The organism is Aliidiomarina minuta (genome assembly GCF_003987145.1).
Classification (GTDB): Bacteria; Pseudomonadota; Gammaproteobacteria; order Enterobacterales; family Alteromonadaceae; genus Aliidiomarina; species Aliidiomarina minuta.
In genome coordinates this window covers 364,407-383,238 of sequence record NZ_PIPL01000001.1, presented here as the reverse complement: position 1 = coordinate 383,238, position 18,832 = coordinate 364,407, and the positions used below count along the sequence as shown (strand labels likewise).

16 protein-coding genes are annotated in these 18,832 nt (G+C 48.8%); 1 reads left to right on the top strand and 15 read right to left on the bottom strand.

The features are described from left to right. Window positions 1-10 precede the first annotated feature (10 nt). Window positions 11-595: a transcriptional regulator BetI gene (gene betI / locus CWE09_RS01850; RefSeq protein WP_126802205.1), complete on the bottom strand. Its 585-nt coding sequence runs from the start codon at window positions 593-595 to the stop codon at window positions 11-13. A gap of 173 nt (window positions 596-768) precedes the next feature. Next, on the bottom strand, window positions 769-3,138 hold the full coding sequence (locus CWE09_RS01845) for a TonB-dependent receptor domain-containing protein (RefSeq protein WP_126802204.1): 2,370 nt from the start codon (window positions 3,136-3,138) through the stop codon (window positions 769-771). 316 nt (window positions 3,139-3,454) lie between these two features. Here CWE09_RS01845 and CWE09_RS01840 point away from each other — a divergent pair, with 316 nt between their 5' ends. After that, complete coding sequence (locus CWE09_RS01840; RefSeq protein WP_126802203.1) at window positions 3,455-5,182, top strand: Na/Pi cotransporter family protein; 1,728 nt, start codon at window positions 3,455-3,457, stop codon at window positions 5,180-5,182. A gap of 74 nt (window positions 5,183-5,256) precedes the next feature. Here CWE09_RS01840 and CWE09_RS01835 read toward each other — a convergent pair whose 3' ends face one another. The 13 genes from CWE09_RS01835 to ectB form a co-directional block, all read right to left on the bottom strand. Further along, complete coding sequence (locus CWE09_RS01835) at window positions 5,257-5,658, bottom strand: hypothetical protein (RefSeq protein WP_126802202.1); 402 nt, start codon at window positions 5,656-5,658, stop codon at window positions 5,257-5,259. Window position 5,659: 1 nt separating this feature from the next. Next, window positions 5,660-5,923, bottom strand: coding sequence for a cell division topological specificity factor MinE (gene minE, locus CWE09_RS01830; protein WP_126802201.1), 264 nt, complete (start codon window positions 5,921-5,923; stop codon window positions 5,660-5,662). A 5-nt stretch (window positions 5,924-5,928) separates the two neighbouring features. Continuing rightward, window positions 5,929-6,741, bottom strand: coding sequence for a septum site-determining protein MinD (minD, locus tag CWE09_RS01825; RefSeq protein WP_126802200.1), 813 nt, complete (start codon window positions 6,739-6,741; stop codon window positions 5,929-5,931). Between the two features lie 14 nt (window positions 6,742-6,755). Beyond that, window positions 6,756-7,445, bottom strand: a complete 690-nt coding sequence (gene minC / locus CWE09_RS01820) for a septum site-determining protein MinC (protein ID WP_126802199.1) — start codon at window positions 7,443-7,445, stop codon at window positions 6,756-6,758. 177 nt (window positions 7,446-7,622) lie between these two features. Next, window positions 7,623-8,813 carry a 2-methylaconitate cis-trans isomerase PrpF gene (gene prpF, locus CWE09_RS01815; RefSeq protein WP_126802198.1) on the bottom strand — a complete coding sequence of 397 codons (1,191 nt, stop codon included), beginning with the start codon at window positions 8,811-8,813 and terminating at the stop codon, window positions 7,623-7,625. A gap of 60 nt (window positions 8,814-8,873) precedes the next feature. Then, the gene (gene acnD, locus CWE09_RS01810; protein ID WP_126802197.1) at window positions 8,874-11,468 is read right to left on the bottom strand and encodes a Fe/S-dependent 2-methylisocitrate dehydratase AcnD; all 2,595 of its coding nucleotides are present in this window, start codon (window positions 11,466-11,468) and stop codon (window positions 8,874-8,876) included. Window positions 11,469-11,480: 12 nt separating this feature from the next. After that, on the bottom strand, window positions 11,481-12,608 hold the full coding sequence (gene prpC / locus CWE09_RS01805; RefSeq protein ID WP_126802196.1) for a bifunctional 2-methylcitrate synthase/citrate synthase: 1,128 nt from the start codon (window positions 12,606-12,608) through the stop codon (window positions 11,481-11,483). Window positions 12,609-12,700: 92 nt separating this feature from the next. Further along, a complete protein-coding gene (gene prpB, locus CWE09_RS01800; RefSeq protein ID WP_126802195.1) occupies window positions 12,701-13,579 on the bottom strand; it encodes a methylisocitrate lyase in 879 nt (292 codons plus the stop codon). A gap of 1 nt (window position 13,580) precedes the next feature. Beyond that, window positions 13,581-14,264: a GntR family transcriptional regulator gene (locus tag CWE09_RS01795; protein WP_126802194.1), complete on the bottom strand. Its 684-nt coding sequence runs from the start codon at window positions 14,262-14,264 to the stop codon at window positions 13,581-13,583. Window positions 14,265-14,393: 129 nt separating this feature from the next. Next, a complete protein-coding gene (locus tag CWE09_RS01790; RefSeq protein ID WP_126802193.1) occupies window positions 14,394-15,611 on the bottom strand; it encodes a PQQ-dependent sugar dehydrogenase in 1,218 nt (405 codons plus the stop codon). Window positions 15,612-15,628: 17 nt separating this feature from the next. Further along, window positions 15,629-17,068, bottom strand: a complete 1,440-nt coding sequence (locus CWE09_RS01785) for an aspartate kinase (RefSeq protein WP_126802192.1) — start codon at window positions 17,066-17,068, stop codon at window positions 15,629-15,631. Window positions 17,069-17,094: 26 nt separating this feature from the next. After that, window positions 17,095-17,493, bottom strand: coding sequence for an ectoine synthase (locus CWE09_RS01780; protein ID WP_126802191.1), 399 nt, complete (start codon window positions 17,491-17,493; stop codon window positions 17,095-17,097). Between the two features lie 16 nt (window positions 17,494-17,509). After that, window positions 17,510-18,784 carry a diaminobutyrate--2-oxoglutarate transaminase gene (gene ectB / locus CWE09_RS01775; protein ID WP_126802190.1) on the bottom strand — a complete coding sequence of 425 codons (1,275 nt, stop codon included), beginning with the start codon at window positions 18,782-18,784 and terminating at the stop codon, window positions 17,510-17,512. Window positions 18,785-18,832 lie beyond the last annotated feature (48 nt).

Here is an 18,832-nt window from a genome sequence, read left to right as displayed (position 1 = left end):
TTTTAACTCGCTAATTGGTTAATTTTTCCTGGTTTTCTAATACCGCAATAATGTAATTTTTTATATGCTTTCTAGCGGCTTCGAATTTGGCTTCATTGGCCCGGCTTAACGCACAGCGTAGCCAGAAACCGTCAATCAAAGCGGCCGTGATTTCAGCTTCTTCAGCGGCCCGTTCGGGTTCCATTAACTGTTTAAAGCTGTATCTTAAATTGCTTACCAAACGTCGTTTATTCACTTCCTGCAGGCGATACAAGTCGACGTCATGCATCGACTGTCCCCAGAAGCTCAGCCAGGTTTTGGTGCTGGGGTCGGCCTGCTGAACTTTTGAAAAGTTCAGATCAACAATCTTCATCAGTCGTTCCAGCGGTGTGTCCGGCGACTCTTCCATTCGTAGCCTGGACAGCAAGTAACGCACGGAGGCTTCGATCAGCGCTTGTTTACCGCCAAAGTAATGGCTGATAATTCCCGATGACATGCCAGCTTTACGGCTGATTAAATTAATAGTGGCACCGCGTAAACCCACCTCGGCTACAACTTCGATCGTGGCATCAATTAACTGCTGCCGACGAACCAATTCCATTCCAACTTTTGGCATTGCTATCTCTATTCCATAAGTGATTAATAAGCTTTTAAAGCAGAAAGACGAAAGTGATATTCTGTCACTACGCCACCGTTACATCATAAAAACTTATTAATACTACAGGATCGTACTTGGGTTAGTAAAAAAACCACATGCAGCAAGGGCTGCATGTGGAGTACTAAGCACTATTAAAACACGAACTTCATATTAAGAGCGGCGATGCGTGGTGCACCAATCCAACCAGCGCTCGGGGCTAAGGTGCCCAGATAACGCTCATTAAAGAGGTTGTTAATAGTGAAACGAAATTCCAGGTTATCAACACCAGGACCTACGTCATAAACTGCTTTACCCAAATACAGGTCGCTGATGACATAAGAATCGGTTTGCTGAGTATTTGCCTGGTCCATAAAACGCGAACCTACATACTTAGTGCTGAAACCAGCAAAGAAACCGTCATTGCGATAATTAAAGCTAAGTACGGCCATGTCTTTGGCACTGCCCAGCACCCGGTTACCGGCAAAGCTTTCATCCGTATAGGTAGAGTCGTTGTAAGTATAAGACGCATAGACGCCCAGATTATCGGTTAAACGATAATCAACAGAGGCCTCAATACCTTCAGAGTCGACCCCCCCTTCATTAATGTAAGCACCGGCTGCAGACTCTAAAAAGTCGATACCGCTGATGTCTTCAAGCGTAATGAAAGTGATACGGTTCTCAAACTTAATGTTGTAATACGTCAGGCTGGCATTAAAACCAGGCGATGAATAACGCAGACCAAGGTCAAGGTTATCAGCGGTTTCTGGTTCTACCATGCTGACGTCACTGTCATCTGCTTCCAGCACAGTATCTTTAATAGCTGCATAGTTTTCAGCAAAACCAGCAAAGACTTCCAAACCAGGAACGGCAGTAACCGGAGCCACTACACCCGCAGATACCAGAACATCAGAATCAGAAGAAACCTGCAAATCATTGCTAGCGTCAAACTGGTCTTCTTTTGCTACGTCTACATCGTATTTTTTCACGCCAAAACGGAATTTAGCAAAGCCTGCATCCAATTCGTTTTCCGCGTAATACATGAAGGTTTCAACCGGAAACTCGCGGCTGTACTGGACCCAGTAAGGGTTATGCTCTGCACGTGGACCGTTTGAAGCATCAATCGTCTGATGCCAGTCACGATATTCTTCACGCTGATAATCTTCATACCAGATACCACCACGAACTACGTTTGGCATACCGGCAAGGCTGGTTTCCCAGGTTAAATCAGCGTTAAAGCCATAGCGCTGCTTGTTGTAGTGGGTATGACGGTGCGAGCTGACTGGCGTTGCGCCCTGCTCATAACAGCCAGGATCAACCTCAGGACCGCCACCGCCATAAGGAGAAGTAATGGAACTTTCACAGCCTGCAATAGGAGACACTGATTCGCCGTCTCTATTGACGAAATAAATAAGGCCTTGCTCCTCGCCACCATAAACGGTGGTCGAAGGATCCAGTTCAGAATGCGGATTGCCTTCACCGTCATCAGTTACATCAGCAACATAAGGTGGAATCCACTTACCAGTACCTTCATTTTCATGATAATAAGCGTTTGTACTGACTTCTACGTCACCCACAAAAAACTCAGCTTGAAGATAACCGAATATGTTTTCCCGCTCAGTCACCCAGCCTTCACGCCAAGCCTGATCCTGGTGAGGAATGCCTGACCAGTCACTTGTCAGACCATCCCACTCAGGATTCTGTTGATATTGCTCTAAGCCGTACAGGCGCTGGTACGTATATTCCTGCGCATCGTCGTAGCTAAAGTAACCCGTCAAGTCGACGTCATTGACACGACTGATAATTTTACCTGCAAAATGATCGCGAGTGTTGGTGACCGCACCGTCCATGTAATCATCATTTTGTTGAGTTGATACGCTAACCCAGGCAAAAGTGTCCCGTGCTATTTCGCCGGTGTCGTAGCGAGCATAGAGTTTTTGCGCATTGTGTTCACCCCAGGTTGTGCTGACGGTGAACTTTTCTTCAAAGGTCGGGTCGATACTGGTGAAGTTAAGAGTACCACCGAGAGCTTCGTGCGAGCGTGAGCTTATATCAGCTGTCCCCTGAGATACCTCACTGGCACGCAAGTTCTCGGTATCAATAAAGCGATTGGCTTTAGTACCGCCACCGTAGTTGGAATTTCCGTTTGCTATTCCGTCAACCGTCATGCCTATCTGCTGTGACTCAAGGTCAAGCTGAAAACCACGAATAGACACACTGGTAGACCATTCATCAGAGCCGAAGGGGTCACCTTCGTTGACCAGTACACCTGGCAGGTTATTAATGCTTGATAAAGCACTGGTCATTGAGGTTTGCTGCAACTGCATCTCTTCAGACGACGTGGTATTGGCGTAGGAAACACTGCGTCCCATAACCCGAATGGATTCATACTGCTCGCTTTCTTCTTCGCTGGCATTTTCCTGATCTGCAGCTTCCTGTGCTGTGGCAGATAAAGATGTAAATGAGAAAGCTGAAATTATCGAAAGAGCAATTAAGCTTCGCTTCATTGGTAGATATGTGTGCATGATTTTTCCTGTTTCGCTGTTGTTTAGAAGATTTCCAGTGTAGAGGAGGAATATGACAACGGGGTTAATGTTAATTGAACATTCAATTTAAATCAATCTTTGTTAATTGACTGTTCAATTAACCGTATAGTTAGCCGCTCTATTGCACACAAAACGACCATGCCGAGTTATTGCGTTCTGCCGTTTCATTACAACCAAATGACAGATATAATGCGCGCTTCAAAACACTCATATATGCACCCATGCAAACGGATGATATTGAAGTGTCGAAGGTACCCGACCCTTCAGCCCTGTCCGAATGGCAAAGGCTTAGCGAATGACTTATTCAATTTTTGACTTTTTACAGTTAATTGGCTCGCTTGGTATTTTCATCTTCGGAATGAAAATTTTTAGTGAAGGGTTACAAAAGATTGCAGGGAGTCGTTTAAAAGGTATTTTAAGCGGCATGACCCGGAACCGGGTCACTGGGGTAATAACAGGCTTTGGCACCACCGCCATCACCCAATCGTCAACCACCACCACCGTTATGGCCGTCAGTTTTGTAAACGCAGGGCTACTGACCTTTGTACAATCCACTGGCGTTATTATGGGTGCTAACATAGGCACCACCATCACCGCCTGGATGGTTTCACTCTTTGGTTTTAAGTTTGAAATAACGCCCATTGCTTTGGCCGTTATCGGTATTTTCTTCGCCTTCCTGTTCTCCAGTAACAACCGCCTGCGCAATATTGCCGAGGCTATGGTTGGTTTTGGTATTATTTTCATTGGTCTGGAGTTTATCAAAGGCGCGGTACCCGACATCAACGCCAACCCGGAGATGTTTGAATTTCTTACCGTCTTGTCCGGTTATGGTTACTTCTCGTTAATACTCTTTGTATTCGTCGGTGCAATTTTAACGTTGCTGACACAGTCATCGTCCGCTGCCACGGCTATTACCTTAGTGATGCTGTTTGAAGGCTGGATTTCCTTTCCTATTGCCGCTGCCATGATTCTGGGTGAAAACATAGGGACCACGGTGACCGCCAACATTGCCGCTTTGGTGGGCAATGTGCACGCTAAAAGGGCGGCCAGGTTCCACTTCTTCTTTAACGTGATTGGCGTGCTCTGGATGCTGGCCCTTATCTATCCGGTACTGCACCTGATGGACAGCATTATTCAGTATACGACTGGCAGCACTTTATCTGTTATGGGCGACGATGTGCTGGCGAGGCAGAATTCAACCCTGGCGCTCTCCCTGTTCCATACCACATTTAATATTGCCAACGTACTCATTATGTTTGCTTTTGTGCCTTATCTGGTACGTTTTGTTGAATACATTCAGCCCGACCGCGGACAAGATGACCAGTTTCATCTGCGTTACATCAGCGGTGGTCCCATGTCGTCACCAGGATTTTCCGTCGAGCAGGCCAACAAAGAAATTCAACACTTTGTTGATATTGTCGGCAAAATGCACGTCTCTGTTAATGAACTGCTTTTTGATCCTAAAGCCAATCGCGAGGCGCTGTTAGACAAAATTCAGAAGGCCGAAGAAGCGACTGACGAAATGGAAATGGAGATTTCAGATTACCTGGTAAGAGTGAGCGAACATACCAACCTGGAACACTCCACCAGCGAACGTATTCGCTTTATGCAGACTATGATCAACGATTTAGAACGCATTGCGGATATTTATTATCAGATTTCAAAACTGGCCGAACGTATGACAGAGTCTCGCTCAACCTGGCCAGAAGATGCGGCTACAGAAATGGCTGAGATGATGAATGCGGTAGCCGCCGCTATTGAAACCATGACGCGTAATGTAGCCCTGTCTCCTGAACAGGTAGACCTGGACGCCGCTATTGAAACTGAAAACGCCATTGACCGCACTCGTGACATGTACCGCGATACGCATTACACAAGGCTGGAGAGCGGTAACTATCCAGCACGGGCTGGCGTGACCTTTATGGACATGCTGAACCGCCTGGAGCGTATTGGCGACCACATGTTAAACGTGAATGAATCAGCAGCTGGCCGGCGTTTGAAAGCCATGCGTGTTGATGATTAAGCGCGAAAGCTGAGAGAAAACTAAAAAGGGCCTGAATATTATTCAGGCCCTTTTGTTATCTGGCACTTAGTTCTTTACTTAATCTGAATCAGGTTGCTCAGGCGATCTGGGTGAATCACATCCTGTGGTAAACCTTTGATCATAAATTTAGCTCCCAGAGGCGCCATAATTCGCATACGTTCGATTTCCTCGGCATCACAGAATAACGCCATCGACTGTCCAATATGCGCTTTGCTATGTTCCAGTAATTGTTCACCAGCCTCTTCTGTTAACTCAATGCGCCAGGTAGCTAAGCTCTCATCATCCTGGCTCCAGCTCATGTTTTTAACATCCGCTGGATTGATAATAGCGCTGCTCCCCAGCTCGCCCTCATCATCCACCAGATAGGCGGATAACTCGCATTCTATAGCCAGCGCACTGCTGCTCATTAAGTAAAGCGCAGCTGCGCTCGCCAGGCCATATTTTTTCTTTTTCATCTTAATCATCATCGTCCGGTAAAGTTACATTCAGCTCAAGTACCGACAGGTTATCGTCGCTATGCTCTAGTGATATATTAACCATATCGGCATCAATATTTACATATTTACTTAATACCTGAAGTATCTCTTTTTTGAGCTGGGGCAAATAAGCGGGCAATGCGTCGCCCTGGTTACGCCGTTCCGCCACTATAATCTGCAGGCGTTCTTTTGCCGTTGAAGCGGTGGACGGTTTGCTGGTGCGAAAAAAATCGAGCAAAGACATCGTAATTACCCCCCAAATAAGCGTTTTAACAGACTTTTCTTTTCAATTTTGACAAAGCGCAATGGCACTTCTTCACCCAGTAATCGGCATACTGCATCCTGATAAGCCGCTCCTGCGTCAGCCTGCTCATCAAAAACAACGGGCACCCCTTTATTTGAGGCGTTCAATACCGCCATGCTTTCAGGAATAACGCCGAGCAATGGGATGTTCAGTATCTCGAGCACATCATCAACACTTAGCATTTCACCTTCCTGCACACGCTGAGGGTTATAGCGGGTCAGCAATAATTTTTGCTGCACAGGTTCCAGCCCCTCTTCTGCGCGCTTTGATTTAGCGTCCAGAATACCCAGAATGCGGTCTGAATCACGTACCGAGGAGACCTCGGGATTGGTGGTAATAATGGCCTCATCCGCGAAATACAGCGCCATTAAGGCGCCCTGCTCAATACCGGCTGGTGAGTCACAAATGACGTAGTCAAAACCCATGTCACCGAGCTCCTTTAAAACTTTGTCGACGCCTTCAAAGGTGAGTGCGTCTTTATCGCGGGTTTGCGAGGCGGGCAGAATAAACAGGTTTTCACTGCGTTTGTCTTTGATCAATGCCTGATTCAGGGTGGCTTCACCGTTCAGTACATTGACAAAATCGTACACAACCCGCCGTTCGCAACCCAGAATCAAATCCAGATTGCGCAAACCTATATCAAAATCAATCACTGCAGTTTTTTTGCCCTTCAGCGCCAACCCTGAGGCAATAGCGGCACTGGAGGTGGTTTTACCGACTCCGCCTTTTCCTGACGTCACTACAATAATGCGTGCCATGATATTTCCTTGTTTTAAATTTTTATCGATTCAATCTGTAGACTGTCATTCACTTTGCTGATCATTACAGACTGCTTCCAGTATTCACTCTCTATCTGCTCGCTTAACCAGTAATCACCGGCTATAGAAATCAGTTCCGCCTGCAGGTTCTGACATATAATATGAGCGCCCAACTGACCTGAAGCACCGGCAATAGCTCGCCCGCGCAGGGTTCCATAGATTTGGATAGAACCGTCGGCTATCACTTCCGCGCCATTACTGACAGGCCCCAGCACCACAAGATCGCAGCCCTGTGCATAAACCTGTTGCCCTGAACGCACCGGCACTTTAACCACCTGGGTGGTTTTGCCTTTCGTGTTCTGCTCGCTCTCTTGCGGGATATTGATTTCTGAATGGTTCCCCGCTGAACGCAGGGCCGCCATGCCGGAATTAAACACGGCCTGGCGGCTGCTCTCAGTTTCACAGCCCACCACGGCCACCGGGCGCATGCCCAGAGTTTCAATTCCTGCTTTTAACTGTTCGAACGGGACCTGTTGTTCTGTGACCTGTTCAATATTGATAATTAAAGGGGCTTGGGCAAAAAATGCAGGGGCCTGAGAAATCTTGGCCTGCAGGTATTCAATCGCTTGCTCGACGTTGTTGTCGAACAACTGCAGAATTGAAAATGTGAAGCTACTTCCTTTTAGAACAGGAGCATTGCTCATTATTATCTGGCTCCAGGTTAAACTGTTTTAGTCGCTCAACATGGTGGCCAAAAGCAAGGGGCTTTAAAAGCAGATGAATGCAAAACTTTGGTAAACATGGGGCTGGGATTAGATAGGCGAAAGCCGCCAACCACAGGGGCTGACGGCTTTTTTTAATAAAGACAGCTCACCGGTGTCTTAGAAACTGTCACCAGGAACACGCACAACGCCTTCCATCAGGATACGCGCACTGCGGCTCATAATAGCTTTTTTCACCGTCCATTCGCCGTTTACCCGCGTCGCTTCAGCACCTACTTTAAGCGTTCCTGAAGGATGGCCGAAGGTAACAAACTTAGGCTCACCACCGCCAGCAGCAAGGTTCACCAGCGTGCCTGGTATGGCCGCCGCTGTGCCAATGGCTACAGCTGCCGTGCCCATCATGGCATGATGTAACTTGCCCATGGATAAGGCTCGTACCAGCAAGTCAGTTCCGCCCGCTGTGACCTTTTTACCGCTGGACGCAATATAGTCCTGAGGTTTGGCCACAAAAGCCACTTTGGGCGTGTGCTGACGGTTTTCTGCTTCGCCCAGTTCACTGATTAAACCCATTTTTAAAGCGCCATGGGCACGGATGCGTTCAAACATCATCAATGCATCCGGATCACCGTTGATGGCTTCCTGCAGTTCAATACCTGTGTAGTTGACGTCTTCTGCATTGATAAATACCGTCGGAATACCGGCGTCTATCATAGTCGCCTGAATGGTCCCGATGCCTGGTACTTCCAGTTCATCAATCAGATTGCCGGTGGGGAACATAGAACCGCCCTGGCCGTCTTTGTCGGAAGCCGGGTCGAGAAACTCAACCGGCACTTCGGCAGCGGGGAAAGTCACGCCGTCCAGCTCAAAGTCACCGGTTTCCTGTACTTCACCGTTGACTATAGGGACCCGGGCGATGATAGTTTTCTCGATATTGGCCTGCCAGATACGAATCTCGGCCATGCCATTCTGCACTAGTTTGCTGCTGTCAATCAGACCACAGCTAATGGCAAAGGGCCCTACCGCCGCCGACAGGTTGCCACAGTTACCACTCCAGTCTACAAAAGGTTTATCAATAGAGACCTGACCAAAAAGGTAGTCCACATCATGATCTGCTTTGCTGCTTTTGGACAGGATTACGCTTTTACTGGTGCTCGAGGTCGCCCCGCCCATGCCATCGGTATGTTTGGCATAAGGATCCGGACTGCCAATAACGCGCAGCAATAAGTTATCCCGAGCTTTGCCAGGTTGCTGTGCCGCTTCAGGCAGGTCATCGAGGCGAAAAAATACGCCCTTGCTGGTACCGCCACGCATATAGGTCGCGGGTATTTTAATCTGTGCCGGGTGTGTCATCTGTTATCTCCAACCATAAAAAAGGGCCCGCTAAAAACGAGCCCTTTTATCTGCTTCTTGTTAAGCGACTGTGGACTCTAAGAAGTCCTGGGCAAAACGCTGTAATACCCCACCCGCTTCGTAGATACTAAGCTCTTCAGCGGTATCTATACGACAGGTTACGGGCACTTCCAGTTGATCTCCGTCTTTGCGATTTATCACCAGCGTCAGTGCTGAACCTGGCGAAGGCGAGCCTTTCACGTCAAAGGTTTCAGTACCGTCAATCTGCAGCGTCTTGCGCGTGGTGCCTTCTGCAAACTGCAGCGGTAATACGCCCATGCCAATCAGGTTAGTGCGGTGAATACGCTCAAAACCTTCTGCGGCAATGGCTTCAACACCCGCCAGACGAACCCCTTTGGCCGCCCAGTCCCGGGACGAGCCCTGACCATAGTCAGCACCGGCGATAATGATCAACGGCTGCTTGCGCTCCATATAGGTTTCGATCGCTTCCCACATACGGCTTTCTTTGCCTTCCGGCTCGATGCGCGCATACGACCCCTGCTTCACCTTACCGTCTTTGTCGGTAACCATTTCGTTGAACAGCTTAGGATTAGCAAAAGTCGCCCGCTGCGCGGTCAGATGATCGCCGCGGTGCGTTGCGTAGGAGTTAAAGTCCTCTTCAGGCACACCCATGCTGGTCAGATACTCGCCTGCGGCACTCGCTGCCATAATGGCATTAGAAGGCGACAGGTGATCGGTGGTGATGTTGTCACCCAACACAGCCAGTGGGCGCATGCCAGTAAGCGAAGGTTCTGAGGCAAACGACCCTTCCCAGTAAGGTGGACGGCGAATATAAGTACTTTGCGCACGCCAGTCATACAGTGGGTTGTTCTTCTCACCGTAGTCTACCGACAGGTTAAACATAGGGTCATAGACTTTGCGGAACTGCTCAGGTTTCACTGACTGCTTCACAATAGCGTCGATTTCTTCATCCGTTGGCCAGATATCTTTTAAGGTGATGGGGTTGCCTTCGGCGTCATAACCCAGTGCATCTTTTTCGATATCAAAACGAATAGTACCGGCAATCGCATAAGCCACCACCAGTGGCGGCGACGCCAGAAAGGCTTGCTTGGCATGCGGATGAATACGGCCATCAAAGTTACGGTTGCCCGATAACACGGCGGTGGAATACAAATCACGTTCAATGATTTCTTCCTGAATCGCCGGGTCCAGAGAGCCACTCATGCCGTTGCAGGTGGTACAGGCAAAACCTACGACACCAAAACCAAGATCTTCGAGTTCCGGTAGCAGGTTAGACTCTTCCAGGTACATTTTCACCGTTTTAGAGCCTGGTGCTAACGACGACTTAACCCAGGGCTTACGGGTTAAACCCAGTTTATTGGCGTTACGGGCAATCAGACCGGCAGCCACCATATTGCGCGGGTTACTGGTATTGGTACAGCTGGTAATAGCCGCAATAATAACGGCGCCGTCCGGCATTTTGCCATCGACCATTTCGACCGGACCGGACACGCCACGGGCGGCCAGTTCAGAAGACGGCAACAAGGCATGCGGATTAGAAGGTCCGGCTAAGTTACGCTGTACTTTCGACAAATCAAAATGCAGCACACGTTCATACTCAGCGCCTTTCATTTGATCTGCCCACAGACCGGTTTCCTTGGCGAAGGTCTCGACCAGTTTCACCTGATCATCCTCGCGTCCGGTAATTTTCAGATAGTCCGTTGTCTGTTCATCGATATAGAACATAGCGGCCGTCGCACCGTATTCCGGCGTCATATTGGAGATCGTTGCCCGATCCCCCACGGTTAATTTATCCGCGCCTTCACCGTAAAACTCAAGATAAGCGCCAACCACACGTTCACGACGTAAAAACTCAGTGATTTCCAACACCAGATCGGTACTGGTAATGCCTGGCTGCAGTTTACCGGTCAGCTCAACACCTACAATATCCGGCAGACGCATGTAAGAAGCACGGCCCAGCATCACGCTTTCCGCTTCCAGACCGCCAACACCTACCGAAATAACACCTAAAGCATCAACCATAGGAGTATGGCTGTCGGTGCCAACACAGGTATCCGGGAAAGCTACGCCGTCCCGTACCTGCACTACCGGCGACATTTTCTCCAGATTAATCTGGTGCATAATGCCGTTGCCCGGTGGGATCACATCAACGTTTTTAAAGGCCGTTTTGGTCCAGTTAATAAAGTGGAAACGGTCATCGTTACGGCGATCTTCAATAGCACGGTTTTTTTCAAAAGCGTCTTTATCAAAACCGGCATGTTCCACTGCCAGTGAATGATCAACAATCAGCTGAGTCGGCACTACCGGATTCACTTTCGCCGGATCTCCGCCCTTGTCGGCTATGGCATCCCGTAAACCGGCTAAATCCACCAGCGCGGTTTGTCCGAGAATGTCATGGCACACTACACGCGCCGGATACCAGGGGAAATCCAGATCACGCTTGCGCTCAATCAACTGAATTAATGAGTCTTTTAACATCGCCGGATCGCAACGACGTACCAACTGCTCAGCCAACACCTTCGAGGTGTATGGCAGGCCGTCGTAGCTTCCCGGTTTTATGTCTTCTACGGCTTCACGGGCATCAAAATACAATAAAGTGGTGCCCGGTAATATTTTGCGATAATCGCTATTCATTAAAGCCACCCGTTACTTGCGTTCAGAAAGTGCGGGTACCGGACGCGGTTCTGGACCGGTGTAATCTGCACTTGGGCGAATAATGCGGTTGTTCGCGCGTTGCTCTTTCACATGAGCTGTCCAGCCGCTGACCCGTGACATCACGAAAATCGGGGTAAACAATTTAGTCGGTATGCCCATGTAGTGGTATGCCGACGCATGGAAGAAATCCGCATTCGGGAAGAGTTTTTTCTCGTTCCACATAACTTCTTCACAACGTACAGAGACGTCATACAAACGGCTGTCGCCGACTTCTTCAGACAGCTTTTTCGACCATTCTTTGATGATGTCATTGCGCGGATCAAATTCACGGTAAATAGCGTGGCCAAAACCCATAATTTTATCTTTACGCGCCAGCATGCCAAGCAGGGTTTCTTCTGCAGCGGCTGGCGATTCCATATTTTCAATCAAATCCATCGCCGCTTCGTTGGCACCGCCGTGCAGAGGTCCACGCAGGGAACCGATAGCACCGGTTACACAAGAATGAATATCAGACAGTGTTGAAGCACATACACGGGCCGTGAACGTAGAGGCATTGAATTCATGCTCGGCATACAGGATCAGTGAGGTATTCATCACTGCGGTATGCAGTTCTGAAGGCGCTTTGTCATGCAGCATGTGCAGGAAATGCGCGCCAATAGAATCGTCGTCAGTTTCGGTTTCAATGCGTACGCCGTCATGACTGAAGCGATACCAGTACAGTACAATGCTTGGGAATACCGCTAGCAAGCGCTCAATGTGGCTGTCTGCTTCGTCAAAACTCTGCTCAGTTTCCAGGTTACCCAGGAACGAACAACCAGTACGCATAACATCCATTGGATGGGCTTCAGCCGGAATGCGTTCCAGTACATCTTTCAGTTCCTGTGGTAACGCACGCATGGATTTAAGGCGTGCTTTATATTCGCTTAACTGACTCTGGTTGGGCAATTCATTGTGCGCCAGCAGATAAGCCACTTCTTCAAAGCTTACTTTGTCAGCCAGCTCTTTAATGTCATAACCACAGTACGTTAATCCTGAACCGCTCTGGCCCACTGTGCATAATGCTGTTTCGCCAGCTACCTGTCCGCGCAAACCTGCGCCGCCTAATGCTTTCTCAGCCATAATACTATTCCTCGTGTCGTATTCAGTTTATTTGCCTGCCTGTTTATGTGCCCGGCTATTTGTTTACCCGGGAAGGCAGACTGCTTTCAGTTTTACTTCTTAAATAGTGCATCCAGCTTTTCTTCAAAATCGTGGTAGTTCAGGAAGTCATACAGCTCGGCACGAGTCTGCATGCTGTCCACTACCGCTTTCTGATCGCCGTCCTGCAGAATATTCTGATATACATTCAGCGCTGCTTTATTCATCGCCCGGAATGCGCTTAACGGATAGAGCACCAGGTCGACGCCTACGCCGGCCAGCTCTTCTTTATTAAACAACGGCGTGGCACCGAACTCAGTAATGTTGGCCAGTACTGGTACATTCAGCGCGTCCGTAAATGCCTTGTACTCTTCCAGTGTAGTTACCGCTTCAGCAAAAATCGCATCGGCGCCAGCTTCTACGCAAGCCTGAGAACGTTCGATAGCAGATTGCAGGCCTTCCTGCTGCAGCGCGTCGGTACGCGCCATGATTAAGAACTGGTCGTCGGTACGGGCGTCTACTGAAGCCTTTACGCGATCCACCATTTCTTCCTGGGAAACAATTTCTTTATTCGGACGGTGGCCACAGCGTTTTTGCGCGACCTGATCTTCAATATGGAAACCTGCAGCGCCCGCGCGAGTCATTTCTTTCACTGTACGTGAGATATTAAAAGCACCGCCCCAACCGGTGTCTGCGTCGACCAGCAAAGGCACATCAGTAGCACCGGTAATGCGACGGATATCTTCACAGACATCGTTCAAAGAGGTCATGCCCAGATCCGGTAAACCAAAAGAGGCATTTGCCACACCAGCGCCGGACAGGTACAGGGCCTTATGCCCCACACGCTCAGCCATCATGGCTGTGTAGGCGTTAATAGTACCCACGATTTGCAATGGATTTTCCGCGGCGATAGCCTGACGCAGTTTAGCGCCTGCACTCTGTACTTGAGTCATGTTAGTTCCCCATCTGTTGAAGTTGTAATTCGATATTTCGACGTGATGCACTGATATGACGGCGCATCAATAAATCGGCCAGTTCACCATCGCGACTGGCAATAGCACTGATAATAGCTTTGTGTTCATCAAAGGCCCGCGACACACGCGGCCCGTTCATACCCAGTTGCACCCGGTACATACGTACCAGAAAGTAGAGCTCGTCACAGAGTATATTGATCAAATATGAATTCTTGCTGCCCAGAATAATGCGGTAATGGAAATCCAGGTCACCGGCTTCCTGATAGTAACTTTCCCCTTCACGCACTCGTTGTGACGACAAATGCTGATCCAGCAGACCGCGCAGTTCTTCAATTTCCTGCTCAGCCATGTTTTCGGCAGCCAGCCTGCAGGCGAGCCCTTCCAGCTCTTCACGTAACTGATAAAGCGACAGCAAACCCTGAGCTGAGAGGGTCACTACCCGGGCTCCCGCATTCGGGATTCGTTCAATCAGATGACAACGTTCCAATCGTGCCAACGCTTCACGCAAAGGTGCCCGGCTGACATTAAAACGTCGTGCCAGCTCAGGTTCACTGATTTTACTGCCCGCAGCAATATCGCCTTCGACTATCGCGCGCTGAATCTCCAGCAATAAGCGGTCAGAAGCGGTCACTGGGCTGCGTAAAATCGGATTGTTCGTTGTCATAGGCAACGTCATAGATTGTCGACATAAATAGAAAGAATAAGCATTTTAAAGAAAAATATAGCGGTTGCCAAGGGTGGCAACCGCTATATTGTCGACAATACTCATAAATCAGAGTTGAAAAATAAAAACTTATTCGACAGGTTCCAGACGATAAACGCCCGCTTCACCTTCGTCCGTAAGCAAGTACAGATAGCCATCCGGCCCCTGCCTTACGTCACGGATTCGACCTACCGTTTCATCCAGTAGCTCTTCCCGGTGCGTCACCTCGCCATCTGTAATTTCCAGGCGATGCAGTTCTTCACGATAGAGTGAACCGACAAAAAGGCTGTTCTGCCACCCAGGGAAATGAGCGGCTGTGTAAAAAGCCATACCCGAAGGCGCCATAGAGTCTTCCCATACATGCAAAGGAGCCTGAACACCAGGTGCGGACTCACCAATGCCTATTTTTTCTTTGGTCGAATATTCGACGCCAAAGGCAACCTGCGGCCAGCCGTAGTTTTTACCTTTTTCGACCCTATGTAATATGTCACCACCATAAGGACCATGTTCTGCAGTCCATAACTCACCGGTATCAGGATGTAGCGCCATGCTCTGATTATTACGATGACCATAGGAATAAATCTCTGGGCGTAAATTGCCCGGAGCCTGGCGTACAAAAGGATTTTCTTCATGAGCACCGCCACTTTCATACAAGCGGATCATGGAACCACCCGGGTCGGTCAGGTCCTGCGACGGCCACCGCAAACCACGGTCACCTATGGAGAAAATAACACTACCGTCATCAGGAAATACAATGCGGGAACCATAATGGCGGCCAGGTACGTGACGGGGTGTTTGTGCGTATATGGTTTCCAGGTCGACTAACTCTGAGCCGTCATCACTTAAACGAGCGCGGGCTAAAGCAGTGCCGGTACCACGGTCTTCTTCAGCCACCCCGTCATCATCACCAGGGCTTGAATACGTAAAATAAATCCAGCCATTCTGATCGTAATCAGGGTGCAAAACCAAATCCATTAAGCCGCCCTGATTGCCGCCATCCGGAGCCGATAATTGGTCTTCTTCAGCATCGATTTCAGGTAATCCGCCAATAGAGGTTACGTCATCAGGGCCTGCCAGGACCAGGTTACCGCCTCGTTCTGTAATTAACATACGGCCATCCGGCAACCAGGCCATGGCCCAGGGGTGCTCTAACGCTTCCACCACCTGCACCACCCGAAAATGCGCCTTTTCGCTCTCAATTCCGGAACTTACAACGCTTTCAGCCACACGGACGCGATCCCCCGGGTCAGCTAAGGCTGGCGTTATTGCCAGCCCCGATAAGACTGAACAAAGCAAAAAACGTTTCATGATTACTTCCTCCTTAATCAGGCTACGTCTTCTTTACTGCTTTCTGTAGCCTCCGTTTCGAAGAATTTCGCATGTAGAGCTCGTGTGGCTTCTTCGTAGTTTTCATCGTCAACTACGACACGAATATCAACCTGGCGCATGCCCTGCTGGGTCGCCAGGATACTGATATCATGCTCAGCCAGCGCGTTGCTGACATCGGCCAGAATGCCCGGTACGTTCATATCGCTGCCAATCACCGAAATGATAGCCACCTTACGGCTGGATATATCTGCATTGGGATACTCTTCTTTGAGCCGTGTTTTGAGTCGGTTAATGCCTTTCAAACCACTGTTTGTGTACAGAGTGACTGTATTGGCATTGTGCTCTCTGGCCACCAGCGAGACATCACAGTCCTGTACCGTTTTCTGGATATTCAGAAAATGGACCTGTTCACCCGTCATGTCCTGGTCGAACACATCCAAAGCAAAAACGCGACGCTTGCCAGCCACTATTTCTACACAAGGCTCTTCACTAATATAGTCATTAGTAATCAAAGTGCCATCATGATCAGGCTGGAAGGTGTTTTTAACGCGTAAAGGAATTTCTTTCTGGCGCAGACCCCGTGCCGCTTTAGGATGAATAGCTTCCATCCCCATCAGCGACAGCTGGTCAGCAACATCATAATTGGTACGCCCTATGGGCCGCACCTTATCGTCACCTACCACTTTAGGGTCGGCACTGGATAAATGATATTCCTTATGTATAACCGCTTCACGAGCGCCGGTGATTTCAGCGATTTTACTAAAGGTAATTTCGCTGTAACCTCGCCCGAAGGTACTCATCATGGCTTCTTTACACTGAATATATCCAGTCACGATCAGCAGTTCTTCACTAAAGTCATATTTGCTGAAAATGTTCTTAATCTTTTCATCAATCGGTAAATCGTCGGCTTCACGCCAACCGGTCAGGTCAACAAACCGCGCGTTGATCCCTTCCGACTGTAAAAGCAGGGCCAGGTTAAAGGCACTATTGGCCTCACCCAACCCGGCAATCATCTCGCGCACTGTGGACAAGTGTTCGCCAATCTGAAAATGACCGTAAGAACAGACACGCTGCAAATCATGCAAACAGTTACGAATGCCTTCCACCCTTTCTGTCACCAGATGGTCGGCTTGCTTGCGAGTATGCTCGCGGTCAAAAAGTTTAGCGTTGTGTTGCATCATTTCTTCTGCAACTTCGCTCAGGCGCTCGCTCCATTGCCAGTCTGAATCATTATTGGCAAAGAGCGCATACACGCCTGGTTTATTGTTGCTGGCATCTTCCAGCAAGCCATTGGTGATACCCGAGTACGCAGACACTACAAAGATGCGATTATAGATCTCTTCTTTGGATCCATCGCACTTGATGATGTTATCGCGCACTGCGGCGTAATCACTCATCGAAGTACCACCAATTTTTTCGACCGTATGGCCCTGCATAACGGGTACCCCCTTAATGTTAAGCTTTAATCAGTTACCGCTTCCGCTTCCAGCGGATAAGCGCCGTCCGGCCCATGTGTTTCTTTACCGTTCAACGGTGGATTAAACACACAGGCCATCTGCATTTCTGATTTAGCTTTTAAAATATGATCATCATGTTTGTTCAGCATATAAACAGTACCCGGTTTTATCGGATGCTCGATACCCGTAGCTTTGTCTAAAATGGAACCTTCACCGTATACGCAGTACACGGTTTCCAGATGATTCTTATAATGAATAGGGGTTTCCGTATTCGCATAAATCGTAGTGATGTGAAACGAATACCCCATGTTGTCGTCTTTCAGTGACAAGCGAACGCTATTCCAGGTCTCACCATCTACTTTACGACCTGATTTACGGCAATCATCAAGAGTACGAACTATCATTTATTATCTCCTGTTATTAACTAGCTTTCGCTTCTTTTTCAGACAATACACTGGCAAAGGCATTTTCAAGTATATCCAGGCCTTCGTTCAGATCTTCTTCCGGGATGGTCAATGGACACAAGCATTTGACCACCTCGCTCCAGGAACCGCTGGTTTCTACCGCCAGGCCATTGGCAAAGGCTTCTTTACAAATTTGCCCTGCAATTTCACCGCTTGGCGTTGCAATACCGCGCATCATGCCGCGGCCTTTTAATTTCATATCCGCATCAAAACGATCAACGATACCGCTAAAGCGTTTTTCCAGGATCTCTGCTTTTTGCTTAATCTGCTGGGCAAACTTGTCATCCTGCCAGTACTCTTCCAGGGCAACCCGGGCTGTAACAAAAGCCAGGTTATTACCACGGAAAGTACCGTTGTGCTCGGCCGGGTCCCATAGATCCAGATCAGGGCGTAGCAGGGTCACCGCAAACGGCAAACCGTAACCGCTTAACGATTTAGACAGGGTTACAATGTCCGGCTTGATGCCAGCCGGTTCAAAACTAAAGAAGGTTCCGGTACGGCCACAACCTGCCTGAATATCATCGATGATAAGCAGCATGTCGTGTTTGCGGCATAAGCTTTCCAGCTGTTGTAACCAGCTCATACGAGCGGCTGTCATGCCACCTTCGCCCTGCACAGTTTCCGCAATAACGCCTGCAGGTACTTCAACACCACTACCCGGATCGCTCAGCATCTGATCGAGTAATTTAAGACCCATAAAATCATCGTCTTCATCGCCATAGTCGTCATAGGGAATGCGTGTCACATCACCCAAAGACACCACTGCGCCTTTACGCTGACCCTTGTTACCTGTCACCGCCTGAGAACCCAGGGTGCAACCATGATAACCATTGGTAAAAGACACAATGCCGGTACGCTCTTTCGCTTTACGGGCTATTTTCAGTGCCACTTCCACCGCGTTGGTGCCAGTTGGGCCGGTGAACTGAACTTTATAGTTCATGTCGCGTGGCTTCATAATGATCTTCTGAAAAGCTTGCAGAAAACCTTCTTTTGCTTCGGTATACATATCCAGGCCATGGGTAATGCCATCCGCCTGAATATAGTCCAGCAATGGCTGCTTCAATAGATCGTTATTGTGGCCATAGTTCAGGGTACCGGCGCCAGCCAGAAAGTCGATATAGCTGCGGCCATCACGGCTTTGCAAACGTGCGTTTTTCGCCGTACTGAAAACAGTCGGAAATGAACGTGAATAAGAACGTACTTGAGACTCTACCTGCTCAAAAATATTCATTCGGTACTCCGTTTCAACAATTAAAAATCTGTCTTGCTAATAAATTCT

Bases quoted from the DNA above. Each gene is read 5' to 3' on its own strand.
- betI (WP_126802205.1), bottom strand. From the start codon at position 595: ATGCCAAAAGTTGGAATGGAATTGGTTCGTCGGCAGCAGTTAATTGAT.
- CWE09_RS01795 (WP_126802194.1), bottom strand. From the start codon at position 14,264: ATGACAACGAACAATCCGATTTTACGCAGCCCAGTGACCGCTTCTGAC.
- minC (WP_126802199.1), bottom strand. From the start codon at position 7,445: ATGAGCAATGCTCCTGTTCTAAAAGGAAGTAGCTTCACATTTTCAATT.
- CWE09_RS01780 (WP_126802191.1), bottom strand. From the start codon at position 17,493: ATGATAGTTCGTACTCTTGATGATTGCCGTAAATCAGGTCGTAAAGTA.
- ectB (WP_126802190.1), bottom strand. From the start codon at position 18,784: ATGAATATTTTTGAGCAGGTAGAGTCTCAAGTACGTTCTTATTCACGT.
- minD (WP_126802200.1), bottom strand. From the start codon at position 6,741: ATGGCACGCATTATTGTAGTGACGTCAGGAAAAGGCGGAGTCGGTAAA.
- CWE09_RS01790 (WP_126802193.1), bottom strand. From the start codon at position 15,611: ATGAAACGTTTTTTGCTTTGTTCAGTCTTATCGGGGCTGGCAATAACG.
- prpF (WP_126802198.1), bottom strand. From the start codon at position 8,813: ATGACACACCCGGCACAGATTAAAATACCCGCGACCTATATGCGTGGC.
- CWE09_RS01835 (WP_126802202.1), bottom strand. From the start codon at position 5,658: ATGAAAAAGAAAAAATATGGCCTGGCGAGCGCAGCTGCGCTTTACTTA.
- CWE09_RS01845 (WP_126802204.1), bottom strand. From the start codon at position 3,138: ATGCACACATATCTACCAATGAAGCGAAGCTTAATTGCTCTTTCGATA.
- CWE09_RS01840 (WP_126802203.1), top strand. From the start codon at position 3,455: ATGACTTATTCAATTTTTGACTTTTTACAGTTAATTGGCTCGCTTGGT.
- acnD (WP_126802197.1), bottom strand. From the start codon at position 11,468: ATGAATAGCGATTATCGCAAAATATTACCGGGCACCACTTTATTGTAT.
- minE (WP_126802201.1), bottom strand. From the start codon at position 5,923: ATGTCTTTGCTCGATTTTTTTCGCACCAGCAAACCGTCCACCGCTTCA.
- CWE09_RS01785 (WP_126802192.1), bottom strand. From the start codon at position 17,068: ATGCAGGGCCATACGGTCGAAAAAATTGGTGGTACTTCGATGAGTGAT.
- prpB (WP_126802195.1), bottom strand. From the start codon at position 13,579: ATGACTCAAGTACAGAGTGCAGGCGCTAAACTGCGTCAGGCTATCGCC.
- prpC (WP_126802196.1), bottom strand. From the start codon at position 12,608: ATGGCTGAGAAAGCATTAGGCGGCGCAGGTTTGCGCGGACAGGTAGCT.